Raw genomic sequence first — 15,601 nt, forward strand, 5'->3', positions numbered from 1 at the left:
AAACTTACTTTAAGGTTTCACTATTTTGTACGCTTTTGCTGGCGTTATTGCTTTTATCACCATTTTTGACCATGTCGATAATCAATAGCGCCGCACCAATAAAGATGGCGCTGTCAGCAATATTAAAGGCTGGCCAGTGATAGTTGTTTACGTAAAAATCGAGGAAATCGATAACATAGCCGTGAACAAGACGGTCATACACATTACCTAGGGCACCACCAAGGATGAACGCAAACGCCACCGGCAACATTTTTTGCGACCGAGGAGACTGCTTTAACCACCACAATATAACGACACTAACAACAACTGCTATAGCAGTGAAAAACCAGCGCTGCCAACCACCTGCACTATCTAAGAAGCTAAAAGCAGCACCGTAGTTGTGCACATAGGTCAGGTTAAAGAACGGCAATATTTGTATCGATTGATACAACGACATACTGTCAATCACCGCATACTTGCTCCATTGATCAAGGATAAACGCAACTGCGCTTATCCATAAAAATCGAAGACCGGTATCGCGAAAAAGGTTAAGCATAATGACGCTCTTCTCCATCGCCATCGATATTGGTAACGCAGCGACCACATAGTTCTTCATGGCCTTCATGTGTACCTACATCGTCACGATGATGCCAGCAACGAACACACTTATCTCCGCTTGCTTTATCAACGCTTAGCCACAAACCGTCCACATCGGTTTTTGTCGCACCTTCTGGCGCACTTTCAACCTTGGTCAAGCTCACACCAGAAGTGATAAGCACAAACCGAAGTTCGTCTTCCAGTTTTGCTAATACATCGTAAAGTGACTCAGACGCATAAAGTGAAATGCTTGCCTCTAATGAACCACCTAGCTCGCCATCTTTACGCGCTTGCTCCATCGCTTGGTTAGCAGCGTCTTTCACACTTAGTACTTGGTGCCAAAGTTCATCGTTGAACGTGTCGCTTTGTGTAAAATCACTGAAGCCTTCATACCAGGTCTCAGTGAAAACAAACTCACTGCGCTCACCTGGTAACGTTTCCCAGATTTCTTGTGCTGTAAAGCTAGTAATCGGTGCCATCCAGCGCACTAACGCTTCAATAATGTGGTACATCGCAGTTTGACAAGAACGACGTGCTACACCATCCGCTTTTGCAGTGTATTGGCGATCCTTTATCACGTCCAAGTAGAACGAACCTAGCTCGATAGAGCAGAAGTGCATAAGCTTCTGTGACACAACGAGTAAGTCGTAATTGTTATACGCGTCGATTAGCTCACTTTGAAGCGCCTTGGCGCGAGCTACAATCCAGCGGTCTAACGCTACCATGTCATCTTCAGCAACTGCGTCTTCTACTTTGAACCCATTGAGGTTTGCCAGTAGGAATCGTGCCGTGTTGCGTACACGACGATACGAATCGGCGGCGCGTTTTAGGATTTCATCTGATACCGCAATTTCTCCACGATAGTCAGTTGATGCAACCCAAAGACGAAGAATATCCGCACCTAACTTGTTGGTAACTTCTTGTGGAGCAACTACGTTACCCACCGATTTAGACATTTTTCTACCGTGAGCATCAACGGTAAAGCCGTGGGTTAGTACTTCTTTATAAGGCGCATGTCCATGCATCGCAGTCGATGACATCAGTGACGACATAAACCAACCACGATGCTGGTCAGAACCTTCAAGATAAAGATCTGCTGATGCTGGAATGTCATCGCGCTGATCAACAACAAAATAATGTGTCACACCCGAGTCAAACCATACATCAAGAGTATCCGTTACTTTCTCGTAGTGCTCTAACTCGCCGCCAAGAAGGGCCGCATCGTCAATGTCCCACCACGCTTGAATACCTTTAGCTTCAACTTCTAACGCCACTTTTTCCATAAGCGCAGCTGATTCAGGGTGAATTTCACCAGACAACTTGTGTACGTATAGAGGAATTGGCACACCCCAAGTACGTTGACGAGAAATACACCAATCTGGACGGCCTTCTACCATTTTTTCAATGCGATTTTGGCCCCAATCAGGGATCCACTTAGTCTGTTTGATTTGTTCAAGTGACTCTGCGCGTAACCCTTTTTTGTCCATGCTGACAAACCACTGTGGTGTTGCACGGAAAATGATAGGTGTTTTATGACGCCAGCAGTGTGGATAGCTGTGCTCGTATTTAACGTTAAGAACAAGGTTACCCTTTTCTTTCACAGTTTCGATGATTTCATCGTTGGCTTTAAATACAAATTGTCCGGCAAACAACGGCGTGTTTTCAAGATAAACACCGTTATTACCAACAGGGTTATACACTTCAATGTCGTATTGCTTACCTACGTTAAAGTCGTCTACACCATGTGCTGGGGCCGTATGAACACAACCAGTACCAGATTCAGTGGTTACGTGTTCGCCAAGAATAAGCGGCACTTCTAGATCTAGGAACGGATGGTTAACCTTAAGCTTATCAAGCGCAGCACCTGTACACGTTGCTACTTCGCGGAAGTCTTCAACCCCATAGCGATTCATACAACTTTCTAGTAGGTCTTGCGCTACAACCAACCACTCTTTCGATGGTTGAATTTCAACAATTGCATACGTCAGTTCAGGATGCAGACTGATAGCGCGGTTTGCAGGCAGTGTCCAAGGCGTCGTTGTCCAAATTACTACGCCAGCTTTGTGCGCGTGCAGATCGCTTTCTGTAACGCCGAACGCCTCAGCTATTGCGCCACTATCAGCAACAGGGAACTTTACATCGATAGCAGGTGATACTTTATCTTTGTATTCAACTTCCGCTTCAGCTAACGCTGAACCACAGTCAGTACACCAATGAACAGGTTTGAAGCCCTTTTCAAGGTGACCAGAATCTACAATTTTTCCGAGCGCGCGTATGATGTCTGCTTCAGACTTAAAATCCATGGTTTTATATGGATTGTCCCACTCACCGAAAACGCCCAAACGCTTGAAGTCAGCCATTTGCCCATCAATTTGCTTCTGCGCATATTCTCGGCATTTTTGGCGAAACTCTGCAGCCGTTACTTTTTTACCCGGCTTACCGACTTTCTTTTCTACCATCAACTCAATTGGCAGACCGTGACAATCCCACCCTGGTACATAGGGAGAATCAAAATCGGATAAATTCTTAGACTTTACAATGATATCTTTCAGTATTTTGTTTACTGCGTGACCAATATGAATGTCGCCGTTTGCATAAGGAGGGCCATCGTGAAGAATAAAAGGCTTTTTACCCTTTTTTGCTTCACGAATTTTGCTGTATACCCCTTTTTCCTGCCAGTCTTTAAGCATTTTTGGCTCGCGCTGAGCAAGATTACCGCGCATTGGAAACGCAGTTTCTGGAAGGTTTAATGTGGCTTTGTAATCACTCATAAAATTGTATTATCCGGTTACCTTGGGTTTCACCTATTGCCGAGTAGGCATTGTGAAGGCGTTCAATTTTGTTTTGCCGCACTGCTTATTTTATCCGCGCCATTTTTTACAAACGCCAAACGGTGCAGCAAGTAAATTTATGCGTATATTTTGCGTGACTTTATCACGAACAACTACGCTAATAACAGACGCGCTTGTACAGCATCTGCTTGAATTTGGTCTTTTAATGCTTCAAACGAAGCAAATTTAATTTCGTCTCTTATTTTGACCATAGGAAAAACAGTTATTGGCTTTCCATACAAATCACTTGATAGGTCAAAAATATGCACTTCTAATTGATTTCGCTCGCCATTAAGGGTTGGTCTGCGACCTATGTTTGCCACACCATTGTAGTGCTTGCCCTCTATGTCAACGCGAACTGCAAAAACGCCGTGTATAGGTGTTTTTTGTCGTTTAAGCATCACATTAGCGGTAGGAAACCCGATGGTTCTCCCTTTCTTTTCGCCATGCACCACGCGGCCATGAATGGCAAATGGTCGGCCTAGCATTTCAGTAGCCAGCCCGAACTCGCTATCAGCTAATACATCTCTTACAGCGGTTGAGCTAATGCGATGCGCATGCATAGTAAAGCTTTGCGTACTTACCACTTCAAAACCATATAGGCGGCCAGCAGCTTTGAGCATTTCAAAATCGCCTTTGCGCCCATTGCCAAAACGAAAATCATCACCGACAACAAGAAATTTAACGCCTAATTTGTCGACAAGGAGATCGTGAACAAAAGTGTCCGCACTTTGTTTGGCAAACTCAGCGTTGAAGCGTACCGCTAGCAATCTATCCACGCCTTGCTGTTTGAGCAACTCGTATTTTTCACGAAGTGGACTGATTCGCGCAGGCGCCCTTTCAGGCATAAAGACTTCTTCAGGTTGAGGCTCAAACACCATGACAGTTGCAGGCAATGAAAGAGACTTTGCTTTTTCAAGCACATTAGCTAACACAGCCTGATGGCCACGGTGCACACCGTCGAACTTGCCAATAGTGAGCACACACCCTTTATGGTGCGGTTTTACATTGTTTAGCCCGCGGATAAATTCCACTTTTAGCCACTACCTTATAACTGCTAGAAAATCAAAGCTCGCGATTATAGCCGACCACGAGCACAATACCAAGCGTAAGCCAGCCACCAAAACGTTAGTCGCCGCCGCTTCTAAAATGCCGAGGTCGCATTCCCAATATCAACATTGTGCTAAGGAAAAGCACAACAGACATAGAGATTGTCATTCCTACCTCAAGCATTTGAGTAGACAACGACAATTCAAAAAATGCGAGGCCTTTATCGCGGTAGTAGATAAGCCCCCCCATCGCCGCGCTCGCTATTACCACACGCAAAATAAATAATACAGAGGTACGACTGAGTACAAAAACCCCCTGCTGATGAAGCGTTATGTATAACAGCGCCGCATTTAATGTTGCAGACATGCTGGTAGCGATTGCTAGTCCAACGTAGCCAAAAGGAACCGCCAACACTAAATTGAACACCATATTGGCAACCATACACCAAATACCGAATTTAACAGGGGTCTTAGTGTCTTGCCTAGAATAAAACCCCGGTGCCAATATTTTTACCAACATAAAACTGAGTAAGCCGAATGAATACGCGGTAAGGGAATAGGACGCCATGATGGCCGTTTCTGCGGTAAACGCACCGCGTTGGAATATCACAGTAAGGATAGGACGCGCCATAACACCAAGTCCCACGGCCGCTGGAATACCTAACAGACATACCATTCTAAATGCCCAATCGATATTAGCTGAAAACGCCTTGGGGTTGTTGCTGACATGGTTTCGCGACAGCGTAGGCAATATTACAGTAGCAATGGCAATACCAAATAGCCCTAGGGGAAATTCCAGCAACCGGTCAGAGTAATACAGCCAGCTGATTGACCCAGTAACAAGAAAACTGGCAATAAACGTATCAAACAACAAGTTAATTTGACCTACCGATACACCGAACAGTGCCGGTATCATGAGCGTGCGCACTTTAACGACATTCTCGTCGTGCCAACCCCATTTAGGTTTTACCAATAAGCCAGCCTTAAACAAAAAGGGAAGTTGAAATAAAAACTGGACAATACCACCAATAAATACACCCCAAGCAAGCGCATAGGCGGGCTGTTCAAAGGTAGGCGCAAGAAAAATAGCACACGTTATTATACAAACATTCAGTAATACGGGCGTAAATGCCGCCACGGCAAATTTATTTAACGTGTTGAGAATGGCGCCTGCTAGCCCCGTTAATGAGATAAACGCCAGATAAGGGAATGTGATCTTTAGCATAGTAGAGGCAAGCACAAACTTATCCCCTGTTTCGTCGCCTTCAAGCCATGCCATAAACCAGCCCGTACCAAAAAGCGCAGCCAAAACAGGAGATGCAATCACCCCAATAATAGAGACGACGAAAACAATAGCCCCGAGTGTGCCGCTAACTTTCGCTACAAACTCTCGCAACTGCCGCTTATCATCATTTTCGTGTACTTCCGTCAGCACCGGAATAAACGCTTGAGCAAAAGCGCCTTCAGCAAATAAACGCCGTAAAAAATTAGGGATTTTGTTTGCGAAGAAAAATACATCCGCTGCCGCACCGTCGCCCATAAGACGTGCCACCACCACATCGCGAACAAGTCCTAGCACGCGTGAGACCAGTGTCATAACACTGACGATTATTCCCGATTTAATTAACTTGCGCGACACGTAATACTTCCAAGTTTTAAAGTGCCGAAACGCAGAAGATGAGGTGCGCCGCACTGTGATAATAAAGAACGATTAAATCATGATAACTAAAGGTGTGTAAGGGTGAAACGATTTATTCAAAATAGTTGTGCACCTTTAGTAAGTTTCTTGCTATAATCCGCGCCCGATATGGGATGCCATGGTTGAGCGTTGCGCTCTCTTAATGTCCGCTAAAAATGTCGCAAAGAATGTGCAACGTGTTGAGCATACTTTGTGTTCAATAGCTTGCGCGTTTAACGCGGTACGATTTAAGTTTTAAATCGTTTGACATTTAGGCGTTTGCTAGGCACAATCCGCACCCTCGTTTTTGACATGAATTTATTTTGGGAGTTACACCTTGGCTAACATTAAGTCTGCTAAGAAGCGTGCAATCCAAGCCGAAAAGCGTCGCCAGCATAACGCTAGCCGCCGTTCAATGACTCGTACAAGCATCAAAAAAGTAGTTGCTGCTATCGCTAGTGGCGATAAAGAAGCTGCACAAGCTGCACTTACTGCTGCTACTCCGATTCTTGACAGAATGGCTACTAAAGGCTTGATTCACAAGAACAAAGCTGCTCGTCATAAGAGCCGTCTAGCTGCACAAATCAAAGCACTAGGTTAATCTTTAAGATTAGTAGTAAAAAAGCGCCTTACGGCGCTTTTTTTGTATCTGTTCAACTATAATTGTGCTTTTGTATATTAACTCATCTTTCGCATGCTACTTGCAGGCGCAATTCGCATCACCCAATGCAGTAACGCCCATGGCCAGCTTGGTACATATGCATTTGCTTTTTCTTTATTTATCGCCTTCACCATTGCTCGACAACCAACATCGGTATCAACGATAAAAGGGACTTTTTCGACTTTTTCATTTATCTCACTGCGAATAAAACCCGGGTGGATACAAGTCACCTTAATGGGTGTATTCATCACATCCATTCTAATCCCTTCAGTCATAGAGGTTAACCCTGCTTTTGTTGCAGCATAAACCGTCATAGCACGTCTGAAACCACGCACTGCGCTGATCGATGAAATAGTGACAAGGTGACCACTATTTTGGGCTCTGAAGATAGCCATTGCCGCTTCGCACTGCGCCAATGCTGACACAAAATTAGTAACGGCCGTTTGTTTGTTGGCATGAAAGAAGCCTGTACCTATTGAAGCCCCCTTACCCATTCCAGCATTTACAATAACGCGGTCTAGCTGTCCCATATCGGCTTTGAAAGCATCAAATACTTCAAAGACCGCATCGTGGTCGTTGACATCTAATGCGCGAATAAACACATTGATATTAGGGTTTACATCTAATAGTTCTTGCTTAACCTTTTCGAGGTTATCTACACGTCTTGCGCACAGCGCCAAATTACAACCTTGTTTTGCAAACTCAATGGCCATTCCCTTGCCAAGTCCCGAACTTGCACCTGTGATCAGAATATTTTGTCTTGTTGTCATTATCGTTTTCCTGATGCTTTTATGGCTTTATTACATCGCCACATTAAATAATGTATAAAAATCCAAAAGTTTTTAAATGCTGGGTTGTTTGTTTGTCCGTGGTGATAGCGATAATAAATTTGCTGAGCAATACCCGCTAGTCTAAACAGACCATACACCTCGTAAAACGTAAAATCTTCTACATCAACTTCCATTTCTTTACAGTAGTACGCCACTACCTGTTTTCGCGTCAACATGCCCGGCAGGTGTGTCGGTTGTCTTCGGGTTGACTGTGCTAAAAAGTCATCATCTGCTTGTACCCAGTAAGCCAATGTATTGCCTAAGTCCATCAATGGATCGCCTAGTGTGGCCAGCTCCCAGTCCAACACACCTATAATTTCGGTATAGCTATTTGGGTTAAGCACCACGTTATCAAAGCGAAAATCATTGTGCGTGATACATATGCGCTCGTTAATGGGCATATGCTTTTCAAGCCAACGCATAACCTTTTTACCCGATGGCACGTTCCAGGTTTTTGCTTTACTGTAACGCTCGCTCCACCCGCTTATTTGCCTTTCTATGTACCCTTGCCCTTTGCCCAAGTGCGACAACCCTGTGCTCTTAAAGTCCACTTTGTGTAATTCAATCAGGCTATCGAGAACATTGGTACACAGCAGTTTAGTTTGCGACTCGGTGGTTTCTAGCCCCTTAGGCAGATTTTTTCGGGGAATAATACCTGTGAGCTTCTCCATAACATAAAAGTCGGTTCCAATGATGCTTTCATCATCACAAAACCCCAACATTTCAGGTACATAGCGATATACAGGTTTAAGCGCTTTTTGCAGGCGATATTCTCGCCCCATATCGTGTGCACCTTTTGCTTTGGTGCCTGCAGGGGCTCTGCGCAATATAAGAGACGTATTTTCATAGTCAAGACAGTAAGTCCAGTTAGACGCACCACCCGCATATTGGGTTACTTTAGGCTTACCTTCTAACATTAGCTTAGTGCTAGGGGCTGTTGACGCCTGCTGTGACAACGACGACTTTAGCCAGTCATCGACGGCCTCAGTGTTAAGTTCTTCTCCAATTCGAACACTGTCCGCTCTATCTACTACATTATGTGACATATTATTTCCACTTAAAGAATTTAGCGTTTTTCCATTGCTCGTTTCATCGATTTTGTCTGACCAAGCATACTGTTAATGTAACGCTGGTTAGGAAGAAATTTCTTCAGCCAATAAGCGCGTTTGCCTAACTTATGGGTAAGTATCAAAAAGCGTTTCTGTTGAACCTGTTGGTAAATAGACTCTGCGACATCTTCTTTTGTAATGTCGGCTTTGCTAAAGAAGCGATTTATCATTTTATGCGCAGCGGGGTTACTACTTCTCATTGACTCATCTAAGTTCGTTTTGAAAAAACTGGGACATACGACACTGACATTAATATTGTCGGGAGCCAGTTCTAATTTCATTGTTTCAGAAAAAGCCACAACGGCCGCTTTTACGGCATTGTAGCTTCCCATATAAGGTATGGGTGTCAATCCAGCTTGGGATGCGATGTTGACAAAATATCCGTGCCCTTGTTGTCGCATAAGTGGTACGAGTGCACGACTGACTCTTACCATACCAAGCATATTGATATCAAAAACCCACTGCCATTGTTCCAAAGTTTCATCAAGTAAGCTTCCGCCAGTAGCTACGCCCGCATTATTAAATACGTAATCTATCCCCTGCCAACGCGCTTCTATTCTTTGAACAAGTTCACGAACATCGTCGTCTGAAGTAATGTCGCAATGCACATAAAAAGCTTTTGCGTCAAGCCCTTTTAACAGCTCTAGGGTTTCATTTGCCCTAGCAGTGTTTACATCAGCAATACACACTTCTATTCCCGAGTGCTTCTCGGCCCATTTTATTGCGAGCGCCTGCCCTAACCCCGTCGCGCCTCCTGTAATGACTATGCGCATACTTTTATTCTCTCTTTTTGCGTTCATTAATAATGTTGTAGTTATGGGTAACTTATAGCGCCTGATGTGTTTTTTCACTGTGCAGGTGTTTTCGCGCCTTTCTCTTAGCCCAAAGCGCAAGCAATGCCGGCCCAATATACATGGCTATGCCATAAACGCCTGGGGCGATAGCATAGTCAGGCGACTTTATAAAACTTATACAAATTAACATTGCTAGCGCAGCATTCTGTACACCAATTTCTATCGCTAGCGTGAGCCCATCTTTTACGCTTAGACCGGCGAATCTCGATAGTAAAAGACCTAGCCCTACGGACGAAACATTTAAGGTTACACATACAAAAAAAGCATCTTCTAACGATGTGGCCAAGCTATCTTTCTCAGAAATCAGCACTCCTGCAATCATTAACAGCATAAAATACATTGAGAACTGCCGAAAGAACCCTTCAGTTCGTATAGCAAACTCAGTGCTAGCCACGCGTATGGCCATGCCGACGATTACTGGCACAATTGAAACACTGACAAGCCCTACCACGGTTTGCATCATTGAAAACGATGGTGCACTGTCTTGCACAAAATAGTTAATGGCAAATTGAATGATAAAAGGCGTCGTAAAGACGCAGGCAATCGTTGAAATTGCAGTAAGACTCACTGACAGGGCAAGGTTAGCCTTGGCAATATGGCTGATTAAATTACTCGTTGTCCCCCCAGGGCAAGCCGCCAGTACCATCACTCCTACAGCAATATACTCAGGCAGTGAAAAAACAAGACACAACAAAAATGCCAAGATGGGTAACAGTACAATTTGCCCTACAAACCCTGATAGCACAGCCTTTGGTGCTTTAAGTAAACGCGAAAAGTCTTGAAGGGTTAGCGTTAACCCCATACCAAACATGATGAACGCCAATGCCAGAGGTAACAATACCTCAGTAAGTACTGATGCCTGCATAAACACGCCCCTTACAAAAGAAACCTTTTATTAACAATTGAAGCAGTGTACGCTGTTTTAAAATAAACAAAAATGATGTGTTATTATGGAAAGCCATAAATATGATGCATGGTAAGATCGATCTTAACCTCTTTATCGTGTTAAGAGCAGTTTATGAACAAGGTAGTATAACTAAAGCAGCAAGGCACCTTCATTTAACCCAGCCAGCCGTTAGCCATGCATTAGGCAGATTGCGAGTCAACTTCAAAGATGAACTGTTCGTCCGCCATGGCCGACAAATGGTACCAACACCTTTATGCCAGAAAATCATTACTCCAGTCAGTCAGGCCGTTGATGCATTAGAACAAACCGTACAAGGTGATGTGACCTTTGATATTACTGCTTCGGCAAGGCAGCTAAAGCTGGGTCTGAGGGATATATTAGAGTCGACGTTTCTTCCCACACTTATGCCTGACCTTATTACCCATACTCCCAATATTGCAGTATGTAGCAGACAAGTCACATGGCCTGAGATAGAGCCGTTGTTAACGAAAAAAGAGCTGGATCTTGTGATTGACGTTCTGGTTCCAACAAGTGAAGACATTCAGTCACAGTTTGTCTGCAACGAGCGCTTTGTCGTGGTGAGTGCACCAAACAATCCTTACCTGAAAAATCCAACAATAAAGGGCTACGCTGCTGCGCAACATATCTTGGTAACGCTCAAAGACTCTAAGCTAGATAGCGTGGAGCTCGCACTTGCCCAACATAACATGCATCGTAACATTGCACTTCAATGTGAACATTACTTTGCAGCTGTGCACGTCGCCAGTCAATGCTCACTTCTTCTGACAATGCCAGAGCGCTATGCCTATCAGCTTAGTGAAAAGTTCGACATTATAGTTTCTCCGCTTCCGTTTGAGGTCCCACTGCTACCGGTTTACATGTATTGGCACAAAAAGTATGCAGATGATTTAGTCAACAAATGGATGCGCAGTAAATTAGTAGAAGTCACCGAATTATTGGGTTTGAAATAAAAAAGCACGTTTCTGTGTGTCACACAATGGTCAAGCGAGCGTCACTTAACTGTCAATTACAACTTCTATAGTGGCGTTCCAAGGCATCGCTTTGGGACTTCGCTATGAAAAAGATTCACTACCGCACACTTTGGCTTTCCGATATCCATTTGGGCAATCGAGACTGCAAAGCCGAATACTTACTTTCTTTCTTAGACAGTATTACCGTCGACACACTTTACTTAGTTGGCGATATTGTTGACATGTGGCAAATGACCAAGCAATTTCGCTGGCCAAAAGCCCACAATCAAGTCATGCACAAGTTCATGCAAATGAGCCAAGAAGGTACACGGGTTGTTTATTTACCTGGCAACCATGACGAACCCATTCAATCTTATTCAGGCATGGCTTTTGGTGATATAGAAATTGAACGCGAACTTGTTCATACCACAGCGCAAGGTAAACGCTATCTAGTACTACATGGCGATCAATTTGATGGCGATGTCACTATGGGTAGGTTTCACGCATGGATTGGCGATAAAGGGTACGACCTTTTGCTATTTCTTAATCGTGAATATAACCGCTTAAGAGCATGGCGAAAGCGACAGTATTGGTCGCTAGCAGGGTATATCAAAAAGCATATTAAAGGGGCAAACGACGCCATCGCGCGTTACCGTGAAGCCTGCTGCAACAGAGCCAGAGAAATGGGCCTTGATGGCGTTGTATGCGGTCATATACATCACCCAGAAAGCAGTATGGAACAAGGGATCCATTATATTAACGACGGAGACTGGATTGAGAACTGCAGTGCATTGGGTGAAGACGCACAAGGCAACCTCACACTCATTCACTACTTAGACTGCATTGAAAACACTAACGTGGCCACGCTGAATGTAAAGCCCACTCGTTCAAAGGCAGCGTAGTTACTGTACACAGTTATTAAAAAATCTGACGCTTATCATGCAGCTTAGCCACAATTACATTTCATTAACATTGTCAAATAACTGACATCAAACTGTGTGAAAAGCGTCATATTGGCCTGCTATTGTTCGGCAAAATCTAAAGAGATACACAGGCACTATGTTTACTGTAAACGATGTACTGAACAAACATTACCCTCAAGTCGCAAATAACCCGATTTTATTCAAGTCGCTGTCATTTGTACTACGTCATCTGTTGCACGAACAAGAAATTACCGAGTTTGGCGAAACATACCCTCACTACGAAGATATTGATTTTGTCGAGCAAGTTCTCGAGTATTTCAACATTAGTTATTCGACACGTGATGTAGAAAAAGAGCGGATCCCCAGTGAAGGACGTGTTGTAATTATTGCCAACCACCCCATTGGGTCTTTAGATGCACTAGCGCTAATCAAACTCGTCAGTGAAGTGAGACATGACTTAAAAGTAGTCGCCAATCAAATGTTAATGGCGATCGAACCCTTGCACGATATGCTGCTCCCCGTGAACAACATGCAAGGTGGCACGCCTAAACAACATTTATCGGCGATTCAATCACACTTAAATGATGAGGGTGCAATATTAATATTCCCTGCTGGCGAGGTCTCTCGTTTACGTCCACAAGGTGTAAGAGACACTCGCTGGCATACGGGCTTTTTGCGTATTGCACGCCAAGCAAAGTCACCTATCTTACCAGTTTATATTGATGCAAAGAATAGCCCGCTGTTTTATGGTGTGTCGATGGTGTATAAACCATTGGCCACTGCCCTACTCGTTAAGGAAATGTTTAAACAGCGTCGCAAACACCTCCCCATCCGCATTGGCGAACTTATACCCTTTGAGTCTTACAGCCAAACAACTATACCGCTTAAGGAGCAAGTCAAGCTTTTCAAGCGGCACCTTTACCGAATAGGTAGCAATAAAAAAGGTGTGTTCGATACACAAGCGTCTATCGCAATGCCAGAAGATAGAAAAGAGTTAGCAAGAGCAATACGCCAGTGCGAGCACCTTGGTCAAACCGGCGATGGTAAGTCAATTTACCTTTATCAACATAAAAATTGCTCGCCTATTATGCGCGAAATTGGCCGCCTAAGAGAGATTGCCTTTAGAGCCGTAGGTGAAGGTACGAACAAACGTCGCGATATTGACCAGTACGACTCGCATTACTACCACCTTGTCTTGTGGGACGACTCAGACCTTGAAATTGTGGGCGCTTACCGATTTGGTGATGCAGAACTTTTGACTCAGCCTGAGCACCCTACTGGGTTATATTCAGCCACGTTATTTGATTACAGTGATAACAATAAAACCTTATTCGCAGAAGGCTTGGAACTAGGCAGAAGCTTTGTGCAACCACGCTATTGGGGTAAGCGCAGCTTAGACTACCTATGGTTTGGCATTGGTGCATTCTTAAGCCGCTATCCTAAATACCGTTATTTATTCGGTGCGGTATCCCTTAGCAATGCCTATCCTCAGCCTGCAAAGGATCTCATCGTACAGTTTTATTCAACATACTTTCCCTCAAAGTTTGGAGAAGCCACATGTAAGCGCCCGTACCAAATAACCCAAGATGCACTGCATTCATTCTCTGGTACCGATTACAAAGCGGAATTCACCCAGCTTAAGCATTTGCTTGCCAATATGGGCGTTAATGTACCCACTCTGTACAAGCAATACTCTGAAGTTGCCAAAGACGGTGGCGTCGCCTTTTTAGGCTTTAATGTTGACCCAGATTTCAATGACTGTATCGATGGCTTAGTAGTTGTCGATATGCTCGCACTTACAGATAAAAAACGTAAGCGCTATCTACAACAGTGTGAATTTAAGGCATCGGCGTAATATTAAGAGTACGGCGAGTCGCGATTGACGCACTCGCCATTAGTCTTTGTAGATTACTCACTTTTCCCAACCTGTAGCAAAATATCAGTATAGATATCTTCAAGTGTGACTAAATCTGACAAATGAATGTGCTCGTTGATTTGGTGGATTGTGGTATTCGGCACACCCACTTCAACGACTTGCGTATTATCGCCCGCAAAGAACCGTCCGTCTGACGTCCCCCCGGATGTACTAACGACAGGGTATTTACCTGTCGCGCTTTTTATCGCCTTCTCTACACATGAGATTAAACAGTTGCCTTTATCAGTAGGTTTACTTAAATACGACTCACACGGACGAGAAAAGTTGATTATCGCTGTTGCATCAGCACTGTGGATTAAGCGTATTAAAAGGGTACTAAGATTTTCTTCATCAAACTGCCAAGAATACCGAACGTTGAATTCAATTCGAACGCTACTTGGGACAATGTTGTCGGTGAAAATTCCCGTATCCATGTGCGTAATTTGAAGTGTAGTACCAGGAAAATCATCAGTCCCCTCATCGAATGTGTAATTTTTCAATGCTTGTACTATGTCACTTGCCTTGTGGATGGCATTGATTGCCGTCTTTGGATAAGCGACGTGGCCTTGCTTTCCGGCTACGGTAACCGTGGCTGACAGCGAACCTCTTCGCCCTATTTTTATGGTATCGCCTGTGTTCGATGTTGCCGTAGGCTCGCCAATCAAGCACATATCCAGTGCTACATTTTGCGAATCAAGTGCTTCTTTTATCCATTTGGAACCCCATAGCGCTTCACCTTCTTCGTCACTGGTAATCAACCACCAGTAGGTCACTTTAGTTGGATCCATATCACCAATAGCGCGCTCAGTTGCTGCAAGCATAGCGGCTATGCCTGTTTTCATATCAGCAGCCCCTCTACCATAGAGTTTGTTCTGACTGATAACAGGGCTAAAGGGGTGGGATTTCCATTTCTCAAGAGGTCCAGGTGGTACTACGTCGGTATGTCCCGAGAACGCAAAATGACAAGGACCATTGCCCCAACGGGCAATAAGATTTTTGACGCCTTTTACGTTGTGTTTTTCACAGATAAAACAAAGTTTTTCCAGTCTGTGCATTAAATAGCTCTGACAGCCTGCATCAATAGGCGTAATCGATTCTCGCGCCATTAATACTTCAGCGAAATGGATACTACGTGTTAGTGGAATTTGGGGTAAAGACTGAATGGACATAACACTTAACTTGCCTGTTATACGCTTTAGGCTATTAGATAAGTATAAGGTGACAATGCAATAACACTTTTACTACAAAGCAATGACAGTAAGCGTATTGGAAACGAGTTTGATATTAATAATGATGT

General features: G+C 44.1%; 13 protein-coding genes. 4 read left to right on the forward strand and 9 right to left on the reverse strand.

The genetic code is table 11. The features are described from left to right. Positions 1 to 4: 4 nt before the first annotated feature. The 4 genes from lspA to murJ form a co-directional block, all read right to left on the reverse strand. Positions 5 to 535, reverse strand: a complete 531-nt coding sequence (gene lspA, locus LHL20_RS12510) for a signal peptidase II (RefSeq protein ID WP_226433539.1) — start codon at positions 533 to 535, stop codon at positions 5 to 7. Next, positions 528 to 3,347 carry an isoleucine--tRNA ligase gene (gene ileS / locus LHL20_RS12515; protein ID WP_226433540.1) on the reverse strand — a complete coding sequence of 940 codons (2,820 nt, stop codon included), beginning with the start codon at positions 3,345 to 3,347 and terminating at the stop codon, positions 528 to 530. Before ileS ends, lspA begins: the two co-directional genes overlap by 8 nt. Before the next feature lie 173 nt (positions 3,348 to 3,520). Beyond that, positions 3,521 to 4,441, reverse strand: coding sequence for a bifunctional riboflavin kinase/FAD synthetase (ribF, locus tag LHL20_RS12520; protein ID WP_226433541.1), 921 nt, complete (start codon positions 4,439 to 4,441; stop codon positions 3,521 to 3,523). Between the two features lie 94 nt (positions 4,442 to 4,535). Next, the gene (gene murJ, locus LHL20_RS12525) at positions 4,536 to 6,095 is read right to left on the reverse strand and encodes a murein biosynthesis integral membrane protein MurJ (protein WP_226433542.1); all 1,560 of its coding nucleotides are present in this window, start codon (positions 6,093 to 6,095) and stop codon (positions 4,536 to 4,538) included. A gap of 376 nt (positions 6,096 to 6,471) precedes the next feature. On the opposite strand from murJ, the gene rpsT reads away from it, so the two are divergent. Then, positions 6,472 to 6,735: a 30S ribosomal protein S20 gene (rpsT, locus tag LHL20_RS12530; protein WP_202262006.1), complete on the forward strand. Its 264-nt coding sequence runs from the start codon at positions 6,472 to 6,474 to the stop codon at positions 6,733 to 6,735. A 77-nt stretch (positions 6,736 to 6,812) separates the two neighbouring features. On the opposite strand, the gene LHL20_RS12535 is transcribed toward rpsT, so the two are convergent. Genes LHL20_RS12535 through LHL20_RS12550 form a run of 4 tightly spaced genes read right to left on the reverse strand, consistent with a single transcriptional unit; the run spans position 6,813 to position 10,453 of the window. Next, positions 6,813 to 7,565 carry an SDR family oxidoreductase gene (locus tag LHL20_RS12535; RefSeq protein WP_226433543.1) on the reverse strand — a complete coding sequence of 251 codons (753 nt, stop codon included), beginning with the start codon at positions 7,563 to 7,565 and terminating at the stop codon, positions 6,813 to 6,815. Beyond that, complete coding sequence (locus LHL20_RS12540; RefSeq protein WP_226433544.1) at positions 7,565 to 8,671, reverse strand: phosphotransferase family protein; 1,107 nt, start codon at positions 8,669 to 8,671, stop codon at positions 7,565 to 7,567. The genes LHL20_RS12535 and LHL20_RS12540 overlap by 1 nt, the downstream gene beginning before the upstream one ends. A gap of 20 nt (positions 8,672 to 8,691) precedes the next feature. Further along, the gene (locus tag LHL20_RS12545) at positions 8,692 to 9,507 is read right to left on the reverse strand and encodes an SDR family oxidoreductase (RefSeq protein ID WP_226433545.1); all 816 of its coding nucleotides are present in this window, start codon (positions 9,505 to 9,507) and stop codon (positions 8,692 to 8,694) included. A 52-nt stretch (positions 9,508 to 9,559) separates the two neighbouring features. Next, on the reverse strand, positions 9,560 to 10,453 hold the full coding sequence (locus LHL20_RS12550) for a bile acid:sodium symporter family protein (RefSeq protein ID WP_226433546.1): 894 nt from the start codon (positions 10,451 to 10,453) through the stop codon (positions 9,560 to 9,562). Between the two features lie 101 nt (positions 10,454 to 10,554). Between LHL20_RS12550 and LHL20_RS12555 the strand changes: the two genes are divergently transcribed. From LHL20_RS12555 to LHL20_RS12565, 3 genes are all read left to right on the forward strand, one after another. Next, positions 10,555 to 11,466, forward strand: a complete 912-nt coding sequence (locus LHL20_RS12555; protein ID WP_319003229.1) for a LysR family transcriptional regulator — start codon at positions 10,555 to 10,557, stop codon at positions 11,464 to 11,466. A gap of 104 nt (positions 11,467 to 11,570) precedes the next feature. Further along, positions 11,571 to 12,368: a UDP-2,3-diacylglucosamine diphosphatase gene (locus LHL20_RS12560; RefSeq protein ID WP_226433547.1), complete on the forward strand. Its 798-nt coding sequence runs from the start codon at positions 11,571 to 11,573 to the stop codon at positions 12,366 to 12,368. A 157-nt stretch (positions 12,369 to 12,525) separates the two neighbouring features. Further along, positions 12,526 to 14,244, forward strand: a complete 1,719-nt coding sequence (locus LHL20_RS12565; protein WP_226433548.1) for a GNAT family N-acyltransferase — start codon at positions 12,526 to 12,528, stop codon at positions 14,242 to 14,244. 53 nt (positions 14,245 to 14,297) lie between these two features. Here LHL20_RS12565 and dapE read toward each other — a convergent pair whose 3' ends face one another. After that, the gene (gene dapE, locus LHL20_RS12570) at positions 14,298 to 15,473 is read right to left on the reverse strand and encodes a succinyl-diaminopimelate desuccinylase (RefSeq protein ID WP_226433549.1); all 1,176 of its coding nucleotides are present in this window, start codon (positions 15,471 to 15,473) and stop codon (positions 14,298 to 14,300) included. Between the last annotated feature and the right edge of the window lie 128 nt (positions 15,474 to 15,601).

Origin of the sequence: Alteromonas sp. McT4-15 (assembly GCF_020515205.1) — a bacterium.
In the GTDB taxonomy this organism is placed as follows: domain Bacteria; phylum Pseudomonadota; class Gammaproteobacteria; order Enterobacterales; family Alteromonadaceae; genus Alteromonas.

Excerpts from the sequence above, each read along its gene's own strand:
- lspA (WP_226433539.1), bottom strand. The coding sequence starts at position 535 with ATGCTTAACCTTTTTCGCGATACCGGTCTTCGATTTTTATGGATAAGC.
- ileS (WP_226433540.1), bottom strand. The coding sequence starts at position 3,347 with ATGAGTGATTACAAAGCCACATTAAACCTTCCAGAAACTGCGTTTCCA.
- LHL20_RS12535 (WP_226433543.1), bottom strand. The coding sequence starts at position 7,565 with ATGACAACAAGACAAAATATTCTGATCACAGGTGCAAGTTCGGGACTT.
- LHL20_RS12540 (WP_226433544.1), bottom strand. The coding sequence starts at position 8,671 with ATGTCACATAATGTAGTAGATAGAGCGGACAGTGTTCGAATTGGAGAA.
- LHL20_RS12545 (WP_226433545.1), bottom strand. The coding sequence starts at position 9,507 with ATGCGCATAGTCATTACAGGAGGCGCGACGGGGTTAGGGCAGGCGCTC.
- LHL20_RS12550 (WP_226433546.1), bottom strand. The coding sequence starts at position 10,453 with ATGCAGGCATCAGTACTTACTGAGGTATTGTTACCTCTGGCATTGGCG.
- LHL20_RS12555 (WP_319003229.1), top strand. The coding sequence starts at position 10,555 with ATGATGCATGGTAAGATCGATCTTAACCTCTTTATCGTGTTAAGAGCA.
- LHL20_RS12560 (WP_226433547.1), top strand. The coding sequence starts at position 11,571 with ATGAAAAAGATTCACTACCGCACACTTTGGCTTTCCGATATCCATTTG.
- LHL20_RS12565 (WP_226433548.1), top strand. The coding sequence starts at position 12,526 with ATGTTTACTGTAAACGATGTACTGAACAAACATTACCCTCAAGTCGCA.
- dapE (WP_226433549.1), bottom strand. The coding sequence starts at position 15,473 with ATGTCCATTCAGTCTTTACCCCAAATTCCACTAACACGTAGTATCCAT.